This is a genomic window from Lysinibacillus sp. BS3 (genome assembly GCF_039614735.1).
GTDB lineage: Bacteria > Bacillota > Bacilli > Bacillales_A > Planococcaceae > Lysinibacillus > Lysinibacillus capsici.
Map to the genome: position 1 here is coordinate 733,966 of NZ_CP154860.1, position 18,630 is coordinate 752,595.

Here is an 18,630-nt window from a genome sequence, read left to right on the forward strand (position 1 = left end):
CTTCCAATGCCTTAGTATACAGATGAAATGTGAGGGAAGTTTGAAATCCACAAGTATTTTCTATAGCTTAAATTGACGAATCAGGGCATTTAGTTGTTCAGCCATTTCTGCTAAATGCTCGGCACTATGTTTAATTTCCGCCATGGAGCTTGCAGTTTGCTCAATGGTAGCCGATGTTTCCTGAATGCCTGCCGCTGATTGTTCGGAGACAGCAGCAATTTCATCGACTGCTTTATTAATCGTGACAGTATTGTGAACAACCTCAGCTAGCTCCACTGACATACCTTCAATGCCTGTCGCAATGGCCTCAATAGCATCCGCAATTCGATTGAATGTTGTATTGGTTGCGGCCATTTGTGTTGTGCCCTTTTCGACTTCCTCATAGCCTTGCTCTAGCGAGGAGGTTACTGTATCGGAATCATCCTGAATTTTTCTGACAATCGCTGTAATATCATCGACGGAGAAGGCGACCTGTTCGGCTAATGTTCGAACCTCGTCGGCCACCACGGCAAAGCCTTTCCCCTGTTCCCCAGCTCTAGCTGCTTCAATCGCTGCGTTCAATGCGAGTAAATTAGTTTGGGCAGCAATCGTTTGAATGACCGCTACAAGCTTAGAAATCTCCTGTGTTTGCTTACTTAAGCCATTTACCTGATTCACCGCGTCCTTCACTGTATGCTGGATGGCTTCCATTTGTTTGGTGGAAGTGGTCATTAAGCTTCTACCTTCTTGTGTTAAAGCCTTTACATTCTGCGAATACTGTTGAACATCTTTACTGCCGTGATGAACCGTAGTGACTTTGCTAGTAAAATCATTCATTGCGGAAGCGACATCAGAGGCATGATCTGCCTGTAATTCTGTCCCACTTGCCATTTCTGTAACCGTATGAACAATTTGCTCTGTCCCCATTTTGACCTCAGAAGTCGACTGAAGAAGCTCCTCACTATGTGCCGCTACATCATTGGACACCGTTTGAATATGCTTTAATAGACGATTTAAAATATCTGACATCGTATTGGTCGCTTCCATCAGTTGCCCTACTTCATCCTTCGATTGAACCTTCAAAGGCGGCTCACTTAAATCGCCATTGGTCATTTGTTGCATACGCTTGGTTAACGTCACGATTGGTCTTGAAATACCACGAGCACTTAATAGCTCAATTATCACTGCTAGAAGAACAATCACAATACCTACGATAATGGCGATTCGCTGTTTCTGCTCTCCAGCAGCAATACTGTCCGTCCCTACCTCATTAATGGCTAGCTTCCGTTGCGCCGCTAAGTCTTCGTAGCCTTCACGAATGGTCGTAGCTGTGTCATCCATTTTTGTGAGGTTTTGGGTAGCCAGCTCGGTGTTCCCTTGATCATATACCGCAAATACCTCTTGCTCAATATAACGGTTCCATTCCTTAGACATTTCCGCAAATTGTCCGAATTCGCCTGAGGAAGATAATGCTGATCGCTTTTCTTCATTGCTTAGTTCCTTTGCAACATTATCCTGAAATATCTCTTTATACTTTTCTCTCCCAGAAAGCACATAGCCTCTAGCTGCCGCTATTCTTAAATCAATGGACTGTGCCTGCTCGTAATCGATGATTAATAGTTGTAATTCTTGCTGTACAATTTGCTCTGTCGCATCATTGCTTTGCTTGATGGCAAAGTAATTGTAAACAATGTATCCTATCATGATTGCAATCACAATGCTAAAGGAAAAAACAATGCGTCTACTGATTGTTTTGAACTTCATTTGCAAAAACCCCTTATTTTCCTAATCTATTCCATCCTTAAAAATCTACCATTTAATTAGGACGATTAGCGGTTTTAGGAATTTTTGCTATATTTCCAGAAATAACTTGGTCAATATAATGTTTTTTATAGCATCTTTTATCGCACGCCTTTAGTACTATCCTTAATCCCAGCCATTGAACATTACATCGCCAATTGTTTGACTATTAAAATAAGAGACGTATTTCCATTCTGTAGCAGATAGGCTATGGAACGCCTCATCCTTTGTTAGTAATGTTGTAAGTGTCTCCGCTTCCAAGCATTTACGATTAGGAAAATATTTATGCAGGTGAGGCTTTGATAAAAAGGTAAAGCTATTCACCTCCTGCTTGGCAAATGCGATGTACGGCATCAAACGATGATGAAGAATCGTCAGTGTTTCTCCATCGATTTCAATCACTGCCTGCATATAGACAAAGGGCGCTTGATCAATAAATTGCCTTACTTTCGCTCGTTGTTCGCTTGTCACTAAATGGTACACCATCGACTGAAACATGCGCATGTCCTGCTCAATTAAATGCGCTGCATCGAAACCAGAAATTCCTTTTGTTAAACGCAAGCCTTCCATCACTCCTTGTTATTTGTCTCTATAATAGGACCTTCTCGTTCGGTTGAGGAAATTCCTGCCAATCTATGCATTTCTTTTAATATGATAATCAATTTGTAGGAATGGAATACCAAATAACGTCATCTGATGGCGTGCTGACAATGTCTTGTCATCTACCGCAGAAATTTGAAAATGCTCCTGTAGGGGTAGCCTCATCACATTTTTTCCTATCGCCAAATAAATTCCTGCATCTCCATCATGACGACTTGTTAGGTGTAGCTGACCATTTTCTTCATAGGCATACAAAATGCCAACCATTGTTGAGAACGGGAGTGGTAAGGCTATATTCATATAGGTCGTTTCGTCGCTTGTGTGCTTCGAATAAATCGCGACAAAAACGGTTTGCTGATGAATTGTCCGAATCCATGCACGTGGAGACGGACGGCTATCTCGTGCAGAATCGACCTGAACAATGCTACCCGTCATCTCAACTTGCTTACTGGAAAAGGGTAAATTGAGCTGTTGGAGCAAACGGCTCATTCCTTGATACAGAAAGGCAAAAGGTCGAAACCAAGCCTTCCATTGCACCGTCGAAAGCAGCCGATAGGTCGTCGTATACTCATAAAAATGTGGAATGACAGGCGGTAGCTTTGTAGTATCGACAAAATCCTGTAAGGCATCGACCAAGCCAGGGTGTGGTATATTCTCATGATGTAGCTTCCCGCGAATTTGGCTTACAGGGAACTCAAACGGACGCTGTGTTGTTGGGGGGACAGCCATTAGCCAGGCGATGACCCCTATCCCCCCAAAGAAAACACCATTGATCACACCATGGAATTGAAGCATTTCTGGAATGCCGATGGAAACGTTTCCGCTGACACGACTGTAAACATACAGACAAGATCCAAGAATCGTCAGACAGAGCGCTCCATAGGAAGTCCTCAGCAATAGCCCCTGTCCAAACGGAAGCTTTGTTTTGAGCGCTACGAAAAACAAGCCGTAAATGGCGAAAATATAAAGAGCGACGGCGATGATTTCGATGAGAATGGAAAAGGCAATACCTATCGCAACAAGGATTGGTCCTGCCAGCAACATCATCACCATAACACGATAGCCGCTACTATCATGTAATCGACCTAAAAGTCCAACTGAAATGGGTAATAAACAAGCCGAATAATGAAAGTGAATGGCCGTTAACCACGTTATTAATGGTGAAAAACCAGTATCCATGTTGGTGACATAGGCGAAAAACCACAGACCACCGAGGGCTAGGTAGAAAAGCCCCATGTCGATAGCAAACTCCGCAATATTTGTAAAACCTCGTTGTAAAAATCTTTTCACGCCTTGCATGGCGATATAGAAGGTATACAGTACATACATGCCTGCCAAAACATTAGCCAAAACGCCATCCGTCGACCAATGCAGCAGTGTAACGGCTAGCATCATCCCCATAGTAATGACTGTGCCGACTTTCTGAACATCCACAACCATTGATACCATGGTGGGAACGAAAACTAGTTGAGCAACGGTTAGTAACCATAAGTAATTGGGTTGCCCACTAAGCACAAAGCACATCACCGTGAACAAAATCCCTAGTAAAAAAATGAAATTACTTCGATTGTTGCGTAAATTCACCAGCATACATCATGAGCCTCCCTATGAATGGATTATGGATGGAGACATGAATGGTAAAGACATTTTTCGATTCATCAAAGCCTTCCTCTACAATGACTCGACCCTCTAACAGTCTAGGCATCGGGCATTCGAAACGCGAGAGGACAAAGCGCTGCTTACCTGAACGAATGACCAATGTCCCCGCTCGTGTCACCGTAAAGTGCAAATCGGAATAAAAAAGAGCGGGTGTGCCTAAATAATCTTTCACAATTTTTTGGATTGGATTAATGGTCATCCTTGCATCAAAATGCCTTGTTTTCTGCGGGAAATAAAAGGTGCGCTCCCATAGCACCTCTAGTTCCCCACTTGGCAGGGCTCTGCATGTATTCGAAATAGTAAAGGGGATATCCTCCCCTGACTCTGGGAACAGAAATCGCGTTTTCGCAGCCAGTGTATAGAAGGGACACATCCATTTAGCACCAGATTTTATTTGATGCATCACGCCCTTAGCAAAAAATGGTTCATCAATTGGTAACGCATAACGCTGTTGTAGCATCGGATGAAGTCTTGCAAAATCATCCCCTAATAATGTTTGATAGATCGTCATCCTTGTTATCCTCGCTTTCTTTTACAACTTTTAGCACTCGGTACATCCTTACTTAAGCTAAATCCGACAATCGACAACACCCATAAAGCACTATTAAAGGTAAGTGGATTAAAGGGTGCTTGTACACTTGTCGGGTCCGCAACAATAGCAGCTATCGTCAAGAGCGGAAAAACGATGATTTGCATGCCAAAGAGCCAGCGTTTTCCTCGCGGGTAAAGCCAACAAAAAGCAAAGAGAATTTCCGCAACCCCTATCCACATAACTAGCTGATCTGCATGGTTTAGTAATGAAGCGGTCATCTTTAACTCCTGCGGATGCATATGGATGATCTTCGGTACAAGACCATGATAGAACCAGACAAAGCAAAAGAATAGACACAGAAGCATCGTTAAAAAGAATCGTCTATACTGTGAGGTAGGATTTTCTCCTTTTTCTAGCCATCTTTTTAAAACGTCAAAGCTGAGTGCCGTCGCCCACCCCATTAATGGACGAAAAAATAAATCAAAGAATACGCCAAGCTTGCCATAGCGTGTATCATAATCATATTGGGTCAGAAATGTCAGCCCCTGTTGATGCGGGATATATTGCCAATAGCCTTTTCCCTCCGCTATGGGTGAGCGCTTTTGAGGCGTACCAAAATGCAGTGAGGATGTTCGCGTGCCATTTTCTTTATGATGCTCCCCCTTGCTTTCTCCCCAGCCGCTTACCTGTAAGCCTGGCATTACCTTCGTTTCATAGGTAAAACGCTGTGGCTCCTCGGGTGCTTTTTTCGGAATATATGTAATCGATGTAAAACGTAAATCCCATTGCTCATGCAGATGAGGATTTTGTGTATAATCCCACGCTTTCTCTATAGGAGCCTGAATGTCTATCTCGACATAAATAGGCTTTCTGCTCATAAACTCACTCCTTTTTTTGATGAAGCCACTATCATTATAGCAGTAAATTGATAACCTTCTATTAAATGGGTATGCTTATGACGTTTCTCAATAAAAATAAAAAACTTGAATCGAAATGATGACTTGCTGAGTCTAATGGTCGAAAAGGAGGCGATTTTCATTACGAGCACCCAACAAACTCTTGTAGCCTTAGCCCAACAAGGTGATGAGCAGGCGTTTTATCAGCTCATTGAGCAGGAGCAGCATAAGCTTTACCGAATGGCCTATGTCTACGTACAAAATGAAAACGACGCCGTAGAAGTTTTTCAGCAAACCATTATTCGAGCCTATGAGGGGCTACCGCAATTAAAGGAGCCTCACTATTTTGCCACTTGGCTTACCCGCATTATGATAAATTGCTGTAAAACCTATATTGCGAAGAAAAAAACAGTTATGCCTGTTGAACCACAAACTTTCGAGGATTTAACAAGCGCATCTCCTACATACATCGAAGAAGAGCTGGATTTATGGCAGGCTCTTTGCAGGCTTGAGGAAAAGTACAAAACGGTGCTATTACTACGATTTTATCAAGACTACTCTGTCAAGGATATTGCGGCGATTTTGCAATGCCCTGAAGGTACCGTGAAAACACATATTCGCCGTGGCTTGCATGCATTACGACAACAATTAAAGGGGGCATATCTCGATGAGTGGGTTCAATCCGCTGAAAGAAGTCATTAATGCAATACCCATCCCTGAAGGACGTTTAACAGAGGTGCTACGTGTTGAAGGGATGTCCAAAATTTATCAGCAAAAGCATCATACTGTGAATGCCTTGAAAAATATCCATTGCACCATTTATCAAGGGGAAATGGTGGCGATTATGGGGACAAGCGGCTCTGGTAAAAGTACTCTTCTGAACATGATCAGTGCAATCGATGAGCCAACAGATGGAGCATTATTTTTATTTGGCAAGGAAGCTCAGGCTATTTATCAAGAGCCAAAAGCATCGCAATTCCGAAAAGAAAATATCGGCTTTATCTTCCAATCCTTTCATCTGCTAAAGGATTTAACCGTCGAGGATAATATTGCACTTCCCCTTATTTTAAATGATATTCCTAGCAAGGAGATTAAGGTGCGTGTGCAGCACATGATGGAAACCTTAAACATCGCTGCTTGGGCAAAGCATCGACCACATGAGCTTTCTGGTGGGCAGAAGCAACGGGTCGCCATTGCGCGAGCGATTATTGCCAATCCTCCTATTTTACTGGCAGATGAGCCAACGGGGGCTTTGGATGTTCATACAACAGATGAAATTTTAGAGCTGCTTGTTGCTCTGCAAAAAAAGAACCAGCAAACGATATTACTTGTCACACATGACCCCTATGTGGCTACCTATGCCAATCGGGTATTGTTCTTCCATGATGGGGCGATTGTGGATTCCTATCAAAACCGGCAAAATGAAGAGGATTTAGATTGTATTCTAATGAAATTCAAGGAAATAACGAGGGGGGATCGCTAATGTTTACGATGCGCAATATTGCCCTCAAGCTTTTTCGTGCCGCTTGGGCAAATGTCCTAACGAGTATTAGTATTATTACGATCTCGATTTGCCTGGTGATGACGATGACCGTCTACATTTGGAATGCGAATAGCCAGATGAAGGCAGACATCCAAGCGTTGTATGGGGAAATGGATTTAATGGTTGGTTATAATCCCGATCAGCAAAAATTGTTGACGACAAATCAAATAGAGGAGCTTTCTACTTTAGCCGGTGTCACACAAGTGTCCCGCTTATCGATAGCTCATACAATCGTTGAACATGAAAAGTACACCGCATTTTATACCGTTGGCGTCGAAAATGATGACCTTGTGAAAAGTCGCTACCATTTTGCGGTCAATCTTGGACCGAACGATGCCATTCTTTCGGAAAATGTTGCCCGTCTTTTCAACAAACGAGTTGGGGACTCCATTCATATTCAATCAAAGGATTTTATCGTGCAAGAAATTTTACCGACGATGAAAGGCACTGACAGCCCTAATATCATCCTCTTAGCGAATGACGTAGTTAAGGCATGGATGAACAACAGTCAGCCACAAACGGCAGGCATATTTGCGCTCATTAAAACTGATGAGGGGCGTGCCAAGGCAGTAGGCGCAGAAATCAAACAACTGGATGAAACATTACGTGTTGATGTTATGAGTGATTACGATGTCATTAAAAGAAATTTACAGAGCTTAATGGTTTTTATGATTGTACTATCCGTTTTTATTTTACTCATTTCAAGTGTCCTATTGCTGTCCACATTCCAGCTATTATTTTATAAAATTAAAGAGCAGCTCATGATTTTACGGGCTCTCGGGGCATCCGCGAAACAGGTTGGACGTATAGTCAAGCTCCAACTATCACTGATTATTAGCTTTGGCGTTACACTTGGAACAACGCTGAGCCTTGTGATAATAAAAAGCTGGCTACCACAATTAATTAGCTTTTTGCATTTACCCGAAGCTAAAACAGAGCTTCCTATTGTGTTTATTCTTTTAATTGCCCTTTCCAGCTTCATCATTCTTCAAGTGATGACAAAATGGCAAGTAGCGAAAAGCTCTCGACTACTGCCATTACAAATCGCGACAGATAATGAAAATTTAGAGCTGCGTTGGACAAAATGGAAAACAATTATTGTCAGTATTGTAGGTGTGTCAGCTACCTTCTTCTTTTTACAAGCCTATTTAGCTGGGACAGGAAGCGATCAAGGTGCCTTATTTATTTTACTCGGAACACTATTTGTATGTGGGATTTTACTGTTACTAATCCCCTATCTATTTACAGCCATCCTTCATCTGGCTTTAAAGCCGATTCGAAGGGTACTTGGCAAGGAAGCCTATTTAGCATGCCAGCAGCTCATGCCACAAGTACGCAAAAATATGCCCGTGGTGCTCAGCATGATAGGATTAATGGTTATTTTAACCTTTGGAAGTTCATTAATGAAAACCTTACAACACAATGACCTTGCCTACACAGAATCACAATACGAAACAGCCATAAAAATCAATAATGAATTAAATGATCCAACTATCACGCCTGCAATTATAGAGGAAATAGAAGCATTGCCAAGCGTACAGTACGCGTATACACAAAGTAATAATGCGTATATTGCTCTACAACTCGGCGATGAATGGCTACCAGAGAACTATACAACCATTGATATTAAGAAATTTATGCAATTAAAGAAGTTGCCTCAAATTGAGGAAGGAAATTTGCAAAATGGGCTTGTCGTGACAAAGGGCTTTGCCGAGCGTTATCATTTGGCAGTGGGTGATCGTGTAACGATGGGTACCTATGATTTTACTGCCCGGCAGGATATGCCTACTGGTGAGTTACAAATTATAGGAATTACTGATACACTTATTCACCGTGCTGATTTAATCGTTGATTGGTCATCATTCCTCACGGCACAGGATCACCCAATTATCGAAGACATTATGGTCGAAACATCCCACCCAGAGCAGGCATTGGCGGAGCTGTCATTCTTGGAACAGCGCTGGCCAGCCCTGAAGTTGACAGATAAAGCGACCATATTAGCACAATCCAATGAATTGTTCTTCCAACGGTGGAGCCTATTTGTTGGCGTCTTTGTTATTTTAATAGCTGCCACGGGGCTTGGTGTCCTCCAAACATTACTGCATACCATTTATACAAAACGCAGTGACTATGCCATCCAACGATTAATTGGTCTGTCACCAAATGGGCTGATGAAGCTCATACTGACACAAGTCCTTTCGTTTGTCCTTTATGGTCTCACGGTCGGGACATTTCTGGGGTTCGTCTTAACGAGGATGCTAGGCTTCATTGATGATGGCTCGCCGATGTCCTATGACTTTCTAACATTGGGCCTCACAAGTCTCGCCTTCCTAGGGTCAACACTCATTGTCTTTACCCTTCAAGGCTACTGGATGAGCAGACAAAAATTAGCGAATGAGATCTTGGAAATATAAGTAAAACAGCCCCTCTATGGATAGAGGTGGCTGTTTTTTTAGAAGCGGGGCTCTCTCTTGAGTGAGCGCTTTTACCCCTCTTTGGAGCGGAGCACCCCCACTCATTTTATAAATGAAATTCTCCCTAAATTTGAAGAAATTCTATCATTTCCTTTATGATAGCCTCTTGATCTCGTCCTAATGTCATGAGATGCTTAGAATTTCCAAAGCCTTTCTTCTGCTTTCTAGATGAATGAACGTGCTGATAGATCGTTTCAGCACTTTGCGTGTATAAGGCATCGTCTTTTTCACCATAGTAGATAGCGATAGGAATGATAATTCTATCAAGCTGCTCCATCGTTGCTTGGATAAATGTTTGGAATACGTTCATTGCATGTAATGGCATGTTCTCAAATGGCTCCATTTCCTGAGCGATTTGAAGTGGTGGCTTGCCCTCTATTGTTTTGTAATTATGGGCATAGTCAATAATCCTTTGTTTTAATTGCTCTGGCTCCTTATCAAACGGCACAGATAAGACAATGATTTGCTTGAGCCTTTCTAATTGAGCAAGCTTCAACGCGAAAATTCCCCCGATGGATAGACCGATGACCGAAATCTTTTGATAGCCTTCATCCAATAAAAATTGATGAGCATTCACTACATCCTGCCACCAGTCGTCTACCTGATAGTGTAATAACTGTTCTGGATGAGTGCCATGTCCACGATACAGCGGCGCATAGCAGGTATAGCCTTGGTTATGTAATGCAGTGGCTACTGTCTTCATATCTCTTGTATGACTTGTAAAGGAATGTAAAAGCAATAGGGCATGCTCATTTCCCTGTAAATAAATCTCTTTTGCTGGTAATATGTTTAGCATTTCATCAAGCCCTTTCTTCCATCTACCTTTATTTAAGCCCCAACAAACAGCACTGCCTGTCCGATGGCAATAAAAAAGGCTACCTGCTGAATGGGACTGCTGTCTTCAATTTGTAGTGTAATGTCAAAATGCGTCTCGCAGAAAGTCGCTTGCCAGCGTGCGATAGGCTGCTCATTCACAGTAAAAACAGACCAGTCCTCCATTTCTTTGTTGAGCTTGATCTGCTGTTCGCCATCGGTAATAACTAAATCAGGAATCATAATTTGCCAGCCATCATAGGCAATCATATAGTCTTTACCTGTTACCAAATCCTTGCCACGGAAATGCACGCGCCCGCGACGGGATACTTTTTTGCACGTAAAAAGCGGCTGACCATTGCGATCGTGAACATCAAAACGAACGAAATAACGATAGTCCATCGTTTTATCGAATGCTTTTTTTAGTGCATTGGAATACACGCGTTGAACGGTGGACGATACCTCCCCCGCTTCATTTAAAATAGTAACGGTCTCTGTTGACTCGATGGCCGCTGGTTGCTTGTATGTATAGGTCTTCAATCTATTCGCTCCTTTGAAACATTGCTTTCTTAAAACTACCATAAAATAAGCGTCAAATACAAAGGATGTATTTGACGCTCCTATTATGGTTATTGTATTTATTTCAATCAAGTAGCCTACTCCATTTTCTATCGATCTAACTTAAAGGTAATTTCCCCGATGCCCAATTCCGAATTGACCTCTAGTACGACATCCGCCTTGTCGTAAGCTTCGTTGACATAGACACCATTCCCTTTTGATATAAGGCCCTCCACATTAGACGAGCCAATGCCTTTTTCTGTCGTTAATTTCACGCCAACCTTTGAAGGTAAAATAACTGTTGTTTGACCGACACCTGTTTCAATAGTCGTTGTAAAGCTCTTTTTCCAGTCGCCACCTAGATTAACCGTTAGATCACCGACACCCGCTTCAATATCGAGCTTTTCCAGCTGAAGACCCTGTAAATCAAGGTTGGCAAGAGAAGCACCCGTTTCCACATTTAGATCCATGGGGATGCTGTCGTTCAGTTGAATCGCCCATGTGTTTTTAATATTCGAGAGCCCCAGCCTTGTTGAGCCCTTATGCTTGATTTCCACTTCTCCTGTATCGCCATGTAGATCATAGTCTATCTGAGGGGCTAGCTTTTTTACATTATATTCTGCGTTGCCCTCAACCCATTCCTTTGCACCACTCGATACATTCATTTCGCCAACACCTAAATCAATGTCTACCTCTAATGCTTTCGCTTTATCCTTTTCCACCAAAATGGCTTCCTCTCGCATTTTATTTGGAATAAAGGAAAAGCACCCCGATAATACCAATGCTGACGTGCCTATCACGACACCTAAACCCACTAATTTTTTCACTATTATTTCCTCCCACCGTATAATCTACCAATAATTTCATTATATAGGAGGGAGGAAATTAAAATACGACCCTCCGCTCGAAATTCATCTAAGACCTAAGACGTAGAGAGGCTTACTGATAAGGAATGTCATGCCCCTCCAGCAATGCCTTTAAATTCGCAAGAGAGGCATCATAGCCTGACGAATTAAAGCTCACCGTAGTGCCATTACCCTGTTGGGCTAGCGTAATAGCAATCAATGTTTCAGGAACTTCTAGATAGAAGGAAAATTCCTCATTTTTCTTCACTTGCTGAATCGTTAGCTCCATCGGCAGTTTTTCAGAAAGCTGGTTATGCGCATTTGGCATTAAGGTAAATGTCATCTTTTCCCCAGCCGTTAGTATAGGGATGTCCCATATGGAGCCTGGTGCGTACCATCGGGAGAGGGATTGCTCCTCTGTAATCGCCTGCCATACTTTATCTATCTTTGCCTCAATCCAAATCGAACTGGTCATTCGTCGCAACCTCCATTTCCTCTTTTCCATTATTTTACCGAACTTTCAGAAGTTAGACTACCTTGGGATGTTCTGTATAAGTGAAATGCCCCCAGTATAACCATTACAGCGATAACATCCAAAGCGAGCTGATAGCTGGAAAAAACAGTAACCAATAAACCATAAACCGTTGGTGCCAAGACAATAAAGAACTGATTAATTGTTAACGCTGCACTAACAGTTAGTCCTACTGCTTGCGAATCGGATTGCTCCGTGACACAAGTGATATATATGGAATACCAGCCAAGCGCTAAAAACCCAAATAAACTGCAAATTAAAATCATGAGGCCCTTGCTATGTATGACAAAGGGCAAAAAGCCAAGCATCAGGAATGTAGCGAGCATGACGAGCACTAATAATGGCTCTCGTTTTTGAGCGAAATAATGATCACTCATCCAAGCAAGTACAATTCTCCCAAACATCCCACCAAATAAAATCAGACTTAAATAGCGCCCTGCCTCGGTTAATGTATACCCACCTTCATGATGTAAATAGCTCATAAAATGAGCAATGATAATCATTTGGAGGGACATCATGACCATGCCCACAAAAAATAAAGGATAGAGCGCCCGATTGTGCCGAATAGCACGCATCTTCTCTTTAAAAGGAATGAGAGGTGCCGTAGCGGTGTCATGCTGTTTTGGTTCTTTGTACAGCAATAAAAATAATAGTCCCCCACCAATCGCCATCAAGCCCTGTGCTAAATGGACAGAGGATAGATGATGATGTTGATACAAATAGGTCAGCAAAGTGGAAGCCAATGCACCTCCAATCGGAATACCTGTTTGGCGTATCCCAATAGCAAGTCCTCGATGCTTGTTAGGAAACCATTTCACAATAGCAGTACTGCCACCTGTTTGCGCACTGCCATACCATATCCCCACAACTATTAATACGAGAAGCAATGTCGTATAATGATTCACGGGTATTAGCAATAAGGCTGACAGGCCCAGTAGTATCGAGCCCCATCCAATAATCTGCTTTTCTCCCTTTTTATCCATGAGATAACCAAATAGCAGCATGGAGAAAATTGGCCCTATATTGACGGCTGAAACAATTAGCCCTGTTTGGAAGGACGTTAAGTGCCATTCCATTTGATAAAAAGAGGCAACTGGCCCCATTCCGTAGGTCACAAAGGTTGCGGCTGTTTGCGAAAGTGTAGCCACAAGCAAGATGACCCATCGATAATATGTATGCATAAAAACCCTCCATCAGGTTACTGCTTTTGCAGTCTACCTTTTCATTATCTAGAGTGTACGTGGACAGCTAGCGTACGTAAAATGGAGGAAAATGATAGCGGCTATTAAAAAAATCTATAGGTATGTGAGGAACAACATGAACATTGAAGAAATTGCCTTAAAAATGGAGCTTTTAGAGAGGCAAAACTTGAGTAAATCGGCTGAAATCACCAATTATACACAATCTGCCTTAACAGCAAAGGTGAAAAAAATGGAGCGTGAAATTGGGCAGGACGTCTTTAAACGAACACCCCAAGGCTTAAAGCTGACAGAGGTAGGTCAACATTATTTACAGTTTTTAAAGAAAGTTGCCGAGCAGTATGAAGACTTTTTACATACCATCGGCCCTACACAAACGAGCATTTTGGTTGGTACATCTCATACAACCATTAAAATATATGGACCATCCATCATGAACGCACTGCAAACTAGTCGAAGTCCGATAGATGTTGATTTCACTGTGGAATCAAGTACAGCCTTAAATCACAAAGTTCATCTGGCGGAAATAGATTGTGCATTGACAAGTAATCCAATCAAGCATTATAGCGATCTACACTATGATGTACTAGCCACAGAGACGTTTGAAGTTATCTCAAGCTCCGCTCATATCATTGACTTTGATCAACGAACACCTGTCACATTGCTTGTGTTAAGTAAGGGCTGCATGTATACCCATGCATTAGCACAATGGCTCACTGACAAGCAGGTACCTTTTACGATGAAGGAAATTAAATCAGTTAGTAGTATTTTAGATTTTCTTGAAATCGAGCATACATTGGCTGTATTAAATACCAAATTACTAGCACTTTATCCTTGTCCCGACCTGCATTTTTATGATTTAGATGGGCTTCACAGTGTGATCGAAACAGTTTATATCTATAAAAAAGATGACAGTAAGCAGCCCCTCATCCTGCAATTAAAACAGGTCATTGAATCCTTGCTTGAGCAGAATTAGCTCCATAAACTTATTTTGTGCTAATATTCTAAAAACCCTATATTATTCATGCGGACTACACTATAATAGGTTTGTCATTATTAATCTTGTAAATGCTTAGGAGTACATCATGTTTTATTACATCTCGTTATTTTTTGCAGTATTTGCATTATCTACCTCAGCAATCTTTGTTAAGCTAGCTGATGCACCACCAGCGATTACAGCCTTTTATCGACTATTTTTTGCGATGCTAGTACTTCTTCCATTTTTATTGGCACAGAAGAGCTTGCGGCAGGAGCTTACAAGTCTCACGAAAAAACAATGGGGACTCGGCATTTTATCAGGCTTATTTTTGTCCTGTCATTATGTGTTATGGTTTGAATCATTAAACTACACATCTGTGGCTAGTTCAACCGTCATTGTGACACTTCAGCCACTATTCTCTTTAGTAGGCAGCTATTTTTTATTTAAGGAGCGATTTTCAAAAGGAGCGATTGTTGGCTGCTTCGTAGCGATCATCGGCTGCTTCATTATTGGCTGGCAAGATTTCCAAATTAGTGGACAAGCCCTTTATGGCGATATTCTTGCCTTTATTGCGGCAGGTATTATTACAGCCTACTTTTTTATTGGGCAATCAGTGCGCAAGGATTTATCGCTCATTCCCTATTCTATTATCGGCTATGGCAGTAGCTCGATCTTTTTAGCCGTTTATGCCCTCTTTATGAAAGAATCGTTTTTCGATTATTCAGCCTCCACCTGGTGGTCCCTTGTAGGGCTGGCTGTCATTGCAACGATTTTCGGGCAAACCATTTTTAATTGGCTATTGAAATGGTTAAGTACAACGGTGATTTCCATGAGTATTTTAGGCGAAACAATCGGCACATGTATATTAGCTTATTTTATTTTAGATGAGATGATTTCCGTTCAACAGGGGATCGGTATTGTGGTCATTTTACTAGGACTTGCCCTGTTCTTACTACAGCAACGAAAATCAGTGTAAAAGAAAAAACAACGGCAAAGGCTGCCGTTGTTTTTTATTAGTGTGTAAAGTAGAAGGTCGTGCCATTTTTGTTTGATTGTAAGGAAGCTTCGATATTCAATGTTTTAGCAATATCCTGAATGATTTTAAGCCCAAGTCCGCCATGCTCATCTTCAGTCGTAAAGCCAATACCATCATCACACATGACAACTTGCCCGTCCTTAATCGTCACCTCTAGCTTGGATGCTTGGGCATGCTTTAATGTATTTTGAAAGACATTATCGAATAAACGCTGTAGCCACAATTCATTGCTAAGCCAAGTTGCTTGTAAATCATCGTGCTGAAAATGCAGCGTAATATTCTGCATGCGATATAGATACTGCCACTTCTTTATCATCATTTGTAACAATGGGACAAGTTGAACCTCCTCCTGCATGACATAGGACTGTTCACTCGTATCAAAGGACTGTAACTGAAATGCATTAGTTAAATTCGTGATATATTGAATTTGTGCATGTAAGGATTCCACCAATTTGGGCTGCCCCTGTAGCTGATCCTCTAGATAAAACAGCTGCAAACGGATAGCCGTTAACGGCGTATGAATGTCATGTCGCAACTTTTGTAGCAGCTCTTTTTGAAGCTCCTGCTGCTGGGCAAGCTCTAATTCTCGGTAAGTTGTACGCTCAATTAAAAGATTGACAGATTGGCTAAGCTGTCCAATTTCATCCTCACTTTTTATCGTTAACGTCTCAGGTATTCGCTCATTACTTGCTAGTTCTCGTATTGTTTTATTAAGTAGTGTAATTTTGGATAGTAACGAATGAATCGATGTGGAAAATAGCCATGCGAGCATTCCTAACGCTAGCACAAACGCAATCAGCATCATAGGATAGGCATAGGACTCATGAAACGGAATGCCGTCATTTTTCATTTTAAAGGCCTTGTCATACAAAATTGACATGGCCACACTAATGCCTAATAGTACAACAGGCACACTCCCAATGGCTACAAATAACAAAGTACGGTATTTTGTTTTTAAGGTCATTTTTTATTATAGGTATTTAAACGATACCCTTCTCCATAAATATTTTGCACAATAATGCCTGCTGGGTCTTGTAGCTTTGTTCGAATTTTTTTAATATGGACATTCAAAATATTATGATTGCGTTCATCGAGCGGCCAAAGATAATCAAAAAAATGTTCCTTTGTTAATACTCGGTCTCGATTGTCAAATAAATAAAAGAAAATTTTTCGCTCAATCGCTGTTAGGGCGATTTCATCATGGATACTATGATGAAATACTTGACGGTGCTCCCCATCGATCAATAAATGCTGAATTTGCGTAAGTGTACCATACTGTTGTGCTAGCATTTTTTGCATTCTTAGCAACAGCTCTCGCGGATCAAATGGCTTTGTCAGGTAATCCTCGCCAACCATCAACCCCTCTAGCTTACTTTCAATATCATTACGTGCCGATAGAAAAATGATTGGAATATTTAAGCCTAAACGTTTAATATTTTTGCTTAATTGATAGCCATCCTCTCCTGGCAGCATAATATCCATTATGACTAAATCCACCTGCTGAATCAGCGCCATCATATCCTTGCCATCTGTTTTCCAGATTGCCTCATAGCCCTCACGCTGCACTATTTTTTGCAGTAGATCACCAATCATGTGATCGTCTTCTATAATTAAGATTCTAAATCCTTTCATACTTATCGACCTTTCTCATCACCCGTTGTTTTCATAAATTCCATTGCCAGTTGATAGATTTCATCTGGCTGATAGAGATAAATACTATGTGTCCCACTGACCTCTTTCACCTGTGCATTAGTGAATTGCTTTGCAAAGTCAGCATAATCCTGCCGATTTTGCTTCGTATATTTCGAATGTTTATTTTCTTCCGCAATCGCATCAATCAGTAAGATAGGCGTGTCTTGCGGCTTTTTGAGCTGTTCTGATTGTAAACTATTTTCGTAGACCTGCAACAGCTCATTTTGCATATCTTCATTAAAAAATTGCTTAAAGGACAACGCCTGATAGATTTCCTTTTCCTGTGCTGTTAAAAACGACATTTGAAGTACTTGCGGATTATAGACCTGTGTTGGCAAAAGTCGATGTAAGCCGAGTTTAGTAGCGAGGTGCATGCCTCTCACCATCCAACGATCGACCGTCCCCATTGGATGCTTTACATATTGACTAGGTAGGCCAATGTCTAGAGCGATGATGCCCTTTACTTCCTCTGGGTATTTTTGCGCCCAGTAAATGGCCTCTAGCCCTGAAATGGAATGTGGCACAAGGACATAGGGCGGTTCAAGCCCACTTTGCAGAAGTGCCTGTCGTGTTTGCGCTAAAATCGTATCGATTCCTCTATCATCATGGGCTACGTCGCTATAGCCATAGCCAGCTCGATCCACTACTGCAATTTGATGATGCTGTGAAAACTTACGATACAGCCCTTTTAGCTCATATACGGGTGCTGCGATACCTGAGCCAGCCATAAAAATATATGTATCCTCGCCAGCCCCCTCCTGATAAACATGGAGATTTTGACCATCTACATTGTTTAATGTCCCGTTAGGTTGTAAAATAGCTGACTCCTTCTGTATTAAGCTATAGTGATAAATACAAATTATCACCATTCCAAGCACAAACAATGCCCCCATATAGACAATCATTTTCTTTGCTTTCTTTTTCATACGTATCTCCTCTTTTCGTTGATACTTGCAAGGATACACGGTAAAAATAAATTTCTACTAAACTTTTGGAGAAAATAGATAAATTTCATACAAAAAAGCTACCTAACTAATAGGCAGCTCTCTTGATTAAGCATCTGGATAGGTTTTTCGTAAAAAATCGATCGTTTGTTGTATAAGGGCTTTTAAGATGTCTTCATTCACATCAGCTAGCTTATTAATATAAACACAGGCTTTTCCTGTTGTGTGTTTACCAAATTGTTGTAATAGTTGCTCTCGTTCATCCCCTGGAGCAAAATATAAGCTAATTTTCGCTTTGCGAGGGGAATAGGCAGCTAGTGGGGCATCCCCTTCATGACCTGTTTGATATTTGTAATGATATTTACCAAAGCCTATAATACTCGGTCCCCACATTTTGGCTTCATAGCCTGTGACCTCTGTGAAAATGTCCAATAATCGATAGGCGTCTTCTCGCTTTTTTGGATGGTCTACACTTTCAATAAATTCAATGACACTTACATCGGTTTCTTTGGTCTTTAATTCATACATGTCAATCCCTCGCCTTCTGGA

Annotated in this window: 19 protein-coding genes; 5 read left to right on the forward strand and 14 right to left on the reverse strand. The window is 41.5% G+C overall.

Annotated features, from left to right (window positions below; translation table 11 throughout):
• Nucleotides 1–60: 60 nt before the first annotated feature.
• The 5 genes from AAJG31_RS03910 to AAJG31_RS03930 form a co-directional block, all read right to left on the reverse strand.
• Nucleotides 61–1,743 (reverse strand): methyl-accepting chemotaxis protein, encoded by a 1,683-nt coding sequence (locus AAJG31_RS03910; RefSeq protein WP_279494725.1) that lies wholly within the window; start codon nt 1,741–1,743, stop codon nt 61–63.
• Nucleotides 1,744–1,905: 162 nt separating this feature from the next.
• Nucleotides 1,906–2,349, reverse strand: a complete 444-nt coding sequence (locus tag AAJG31_RS03915; RefSeq protein ID WP_066038500.1) for a hypothetical protein — start codon at nt 2,347–2,349, stop codon at nt 1,906–1,908.
• A 63-nt stretch (nt 2,350–2,412) separates the two neighbouring features.
• Nucleotides 2,413–3,969: a YndJ family protein gene (locus tag AAJG31_RS03920; RefSeq protein ID WP_279494724.1), complete on the reverse strand. Its 1,557-nt coding sequence runs from the start codon at nt 3,967–3,969 to the stop codon at nt 2,413–2,415.
• On the reverse strand, nt 3,938–4,549 hold the full coding sequence (locus AAJG31_RS03925) for a DUF4166 domain-containing protein (protein WP_103117946.1): 612 nt from the start codon (nt 4,547–4,549) through the stop codon (nt 3,938–3,940). Before AAJG31_RS03925 ends, AAJG31_RS03920 begins: the two co-directional genes overlap by 32 nt.
• A 5-nt stretch (nt 4,550–4,554) precedes the next feature.
• Nucleotides 4,555–5,448 carry a DoxX-like family protein gene (locus AAJG31_RS03930; protein ID WP_279494723.1) on the reverse strand — a complete coding sequence of 298 codons (894 nt, stop codon included), beginning with the start codon at nt 5,446–5,448 and terminating at the stop codon, nt 4,555–4,557.
• A gap of 105 nt (nt 5,449–5,553) precedes the next feature.
• Here AAJG31_RS03930 and AAJG31_RS03935 point away from each other — a divergent pair, with 105 nt between their 5' ends.
• Genes AAJG31_RS03935 through AAJG31_RS03945 form a run of 3 tightly spaced genes read left to right on the forward strand, consistent with a single transcriptional unit; the run spans nt 5,554 to nt 9,423 of the window.
• A complete protein-coding gene (locus tag AAJG31_RS03935; RefSeq protein ID WP_308339955.1) occupies nt 5,554–6,168 on the forward strand; it encodes a sigma-70 family RNA polymerase sigma factor in 615 nt (204 codons plus the stop codon).
• A complete protein-coding gene (locus AAJG31_RS03940) occupies nt 6,134–6,949 on the forward strand; it encodes an ABC transporter ATP-binding protein (protein WP_082148110.1) in 816 nt (271 codons plus the stop codon). The genes AAJG31_RS03935 and AAJG31_RS03940 overlap by 35 nt, the downstream gene beginning before the upstream one ends.
• Nucleotides 6,949–9,423: an ABC transporter permease gene (locus AAJG31_RS03945; RefSeq protein WP_279494720.1), complete on the forward strand. Its 2,475-nt coding sequence runs from the start codon at nt 6,949–6,951 to the stop codon at nt 9,421–9,423. Before AAJG31_RS03940 ends, AAJG31_RS03945 begins: the two co-directional genes overlap by 1 nt.
• A gap of 124 nt (nt 9,424–9,547) precedes the next feature.
• Here AAJG31_RS03945 and AAJG31_RS03950 read toward each other — a convergent pair whose 3' ends face one another.
• From AAJG31_RS03950 to AAJG31_RS03970, 5 genes are all read right to left on the reverse strand, one after another.
• Complete coding sequence (locus AAJG31_RS03950) at nt 9,548–10,279, reverse strand: alpha/beta fold hydrolase (RefSeq protein WP_279494719.1); 732 nt, start codon at nt 10,277–10,279, stop codon at nt 9,548–9,550.
• 32 nt (nt 10,280–10,311) lie between these two features.
• On the reverse strand, nt 10,312–10,836 hold the full coding sequence (locus AAJG31_RS03955; RefSeq protein WP_279494717.1) for a hypothetical protein: 525 nt from the start codon (nt 10,834–10,836) through the stop codon (nt 10,312–10,314).
• A gap of 128 nt (nt 10,837–10,964) precedes the next feature.
• Nucleotides 10,965–11,681, reverse strand: coding sequence for a toast rack family protein (locus tag AAJG31_RS03960; RefSeq protein ID WP_279494715.1), 717 nt, complete (start codon nt 11,679–11,681; stop codon nt 10,965–10,967).
• A 112-nt stretch (nt 11,682–11,793) separates the two neighbouring features.
• Nucleotides 11,794–12,174: an SRPBCC domain-containing protein gene (locus AAJG31_RS03965; protein ID WP_048390658.1), complete on the reverse strand. Its 381-nt coding sequence runs from the start codon at nt 12,172–12,174 to the stop codon at nt 11,794–11,796.
• A gap of 29 nt (nt 12,175–12,203) precedes the next feature.
• Nucleotides 12,204–13,412 (reverse strand): MFS transporter, encoded by a 1,209-nt coding sequence (locus tag AAJG31_RS03970; protein ID WP_279494712.1) that lies wholly within the window; start codon nt 13,410–13,412, stop codon nt 12,204–12,206.
• 136 nt (nt 13,413–13,548) lie between these two features.
• Here AAJG31_RS03970 and AAJG31_RS03975 point away from each other — a divergent pair, with 136 nt between their 5' ends.
• Both AAJG31_RS03975 and AAJG31_RS03980 read left to right on the forward strand, forming a co-directional pair.
• Entirely contained in the window at nt 13,549–14,406 is an 858-nt protein-coding gene (locus AAJG31_RS03975; protein ID WP_279494710.1) for a LysR family transcriptional regulator, read from the forward strand.
• 109 nt (nt 14,407–14,515) lie between these two features.
• Nucleotides 14,516–15,385 carry a DMT family transporter gene (locus AAJG31_RS03980; protein WP_054548760.1) on the forward strand — a complete coding sequence of 290 codons (870 nt, stop codon included), beginning with the start codon at nt 14,516–14,518 and terminating at the stop codon, nt 15,383–15,385.
• Between the two features lie 37 nt (nt 15,386–15,422).
• Here the strand turns inward: AAJG31_RS03980 and AAJG31_RS03985 are convergent, their stop codons facing one another.
• The 4 genes from AAJG31_RS03985 to AAJG31_RS04000 form a co-directional block, all read right to left on the reverse strand.
• Complete coding sequence (locus AAJG31_RS03985) at nt 15,423–16,409, reverse strand: HAMP domain-containing sensor histidine kinase (RefSeq protein WP_279494708.1); 987 nt, start codon at nt 16,407–16,409, stop codon at nt 15,423–15,425.
• Complete coding sequence (locus tag AAJG31_RS03990; RefSeq protein WP_279494706.1) at nt 16,406–17,077, reverse strand: response regulator transcription factor; 672 nt, start codon at nt 17,075–17,077, stop codon at nt 16,406–16,408. Before AAJG31_RS03990 ends, AAJG31_RS03985 begins: the two co-directional genes overlap by 4 nt.
• A gap of 2 nt (nt 17,078–17,079) precedes the next feature.
• The gene (locus AAJG31_RS03995) at nt 17,080–18,063 is read right to left on the reverse strand and encodes an alpha/beta hydrolase (RefSeq protein ID WP_257961194.1); all 984 of its coding nucleotides are present in this window, start codon (nt 18,061–18,063) and stop codon (nt 17,080–17,082) included.
• A gap of 126 nt (nt 18,064–18,189) precedes the next feature.
• Nucleotides 18,190–18,609 carry a DUF1801 domain-containing protein gene (locus AAJG31_RS04000; RefSeq protein WP_004228761.1) on the reverse strand — a complete coding sequence of 140 codons (420 nt, stop codon included), beginning with the start codon at nt 18,607–18,609 and terminating at the stop codon, nt 18,190–18,192.
• Nucleotides 18,610–18,630 lie beyond the last annotated feature (21 nt).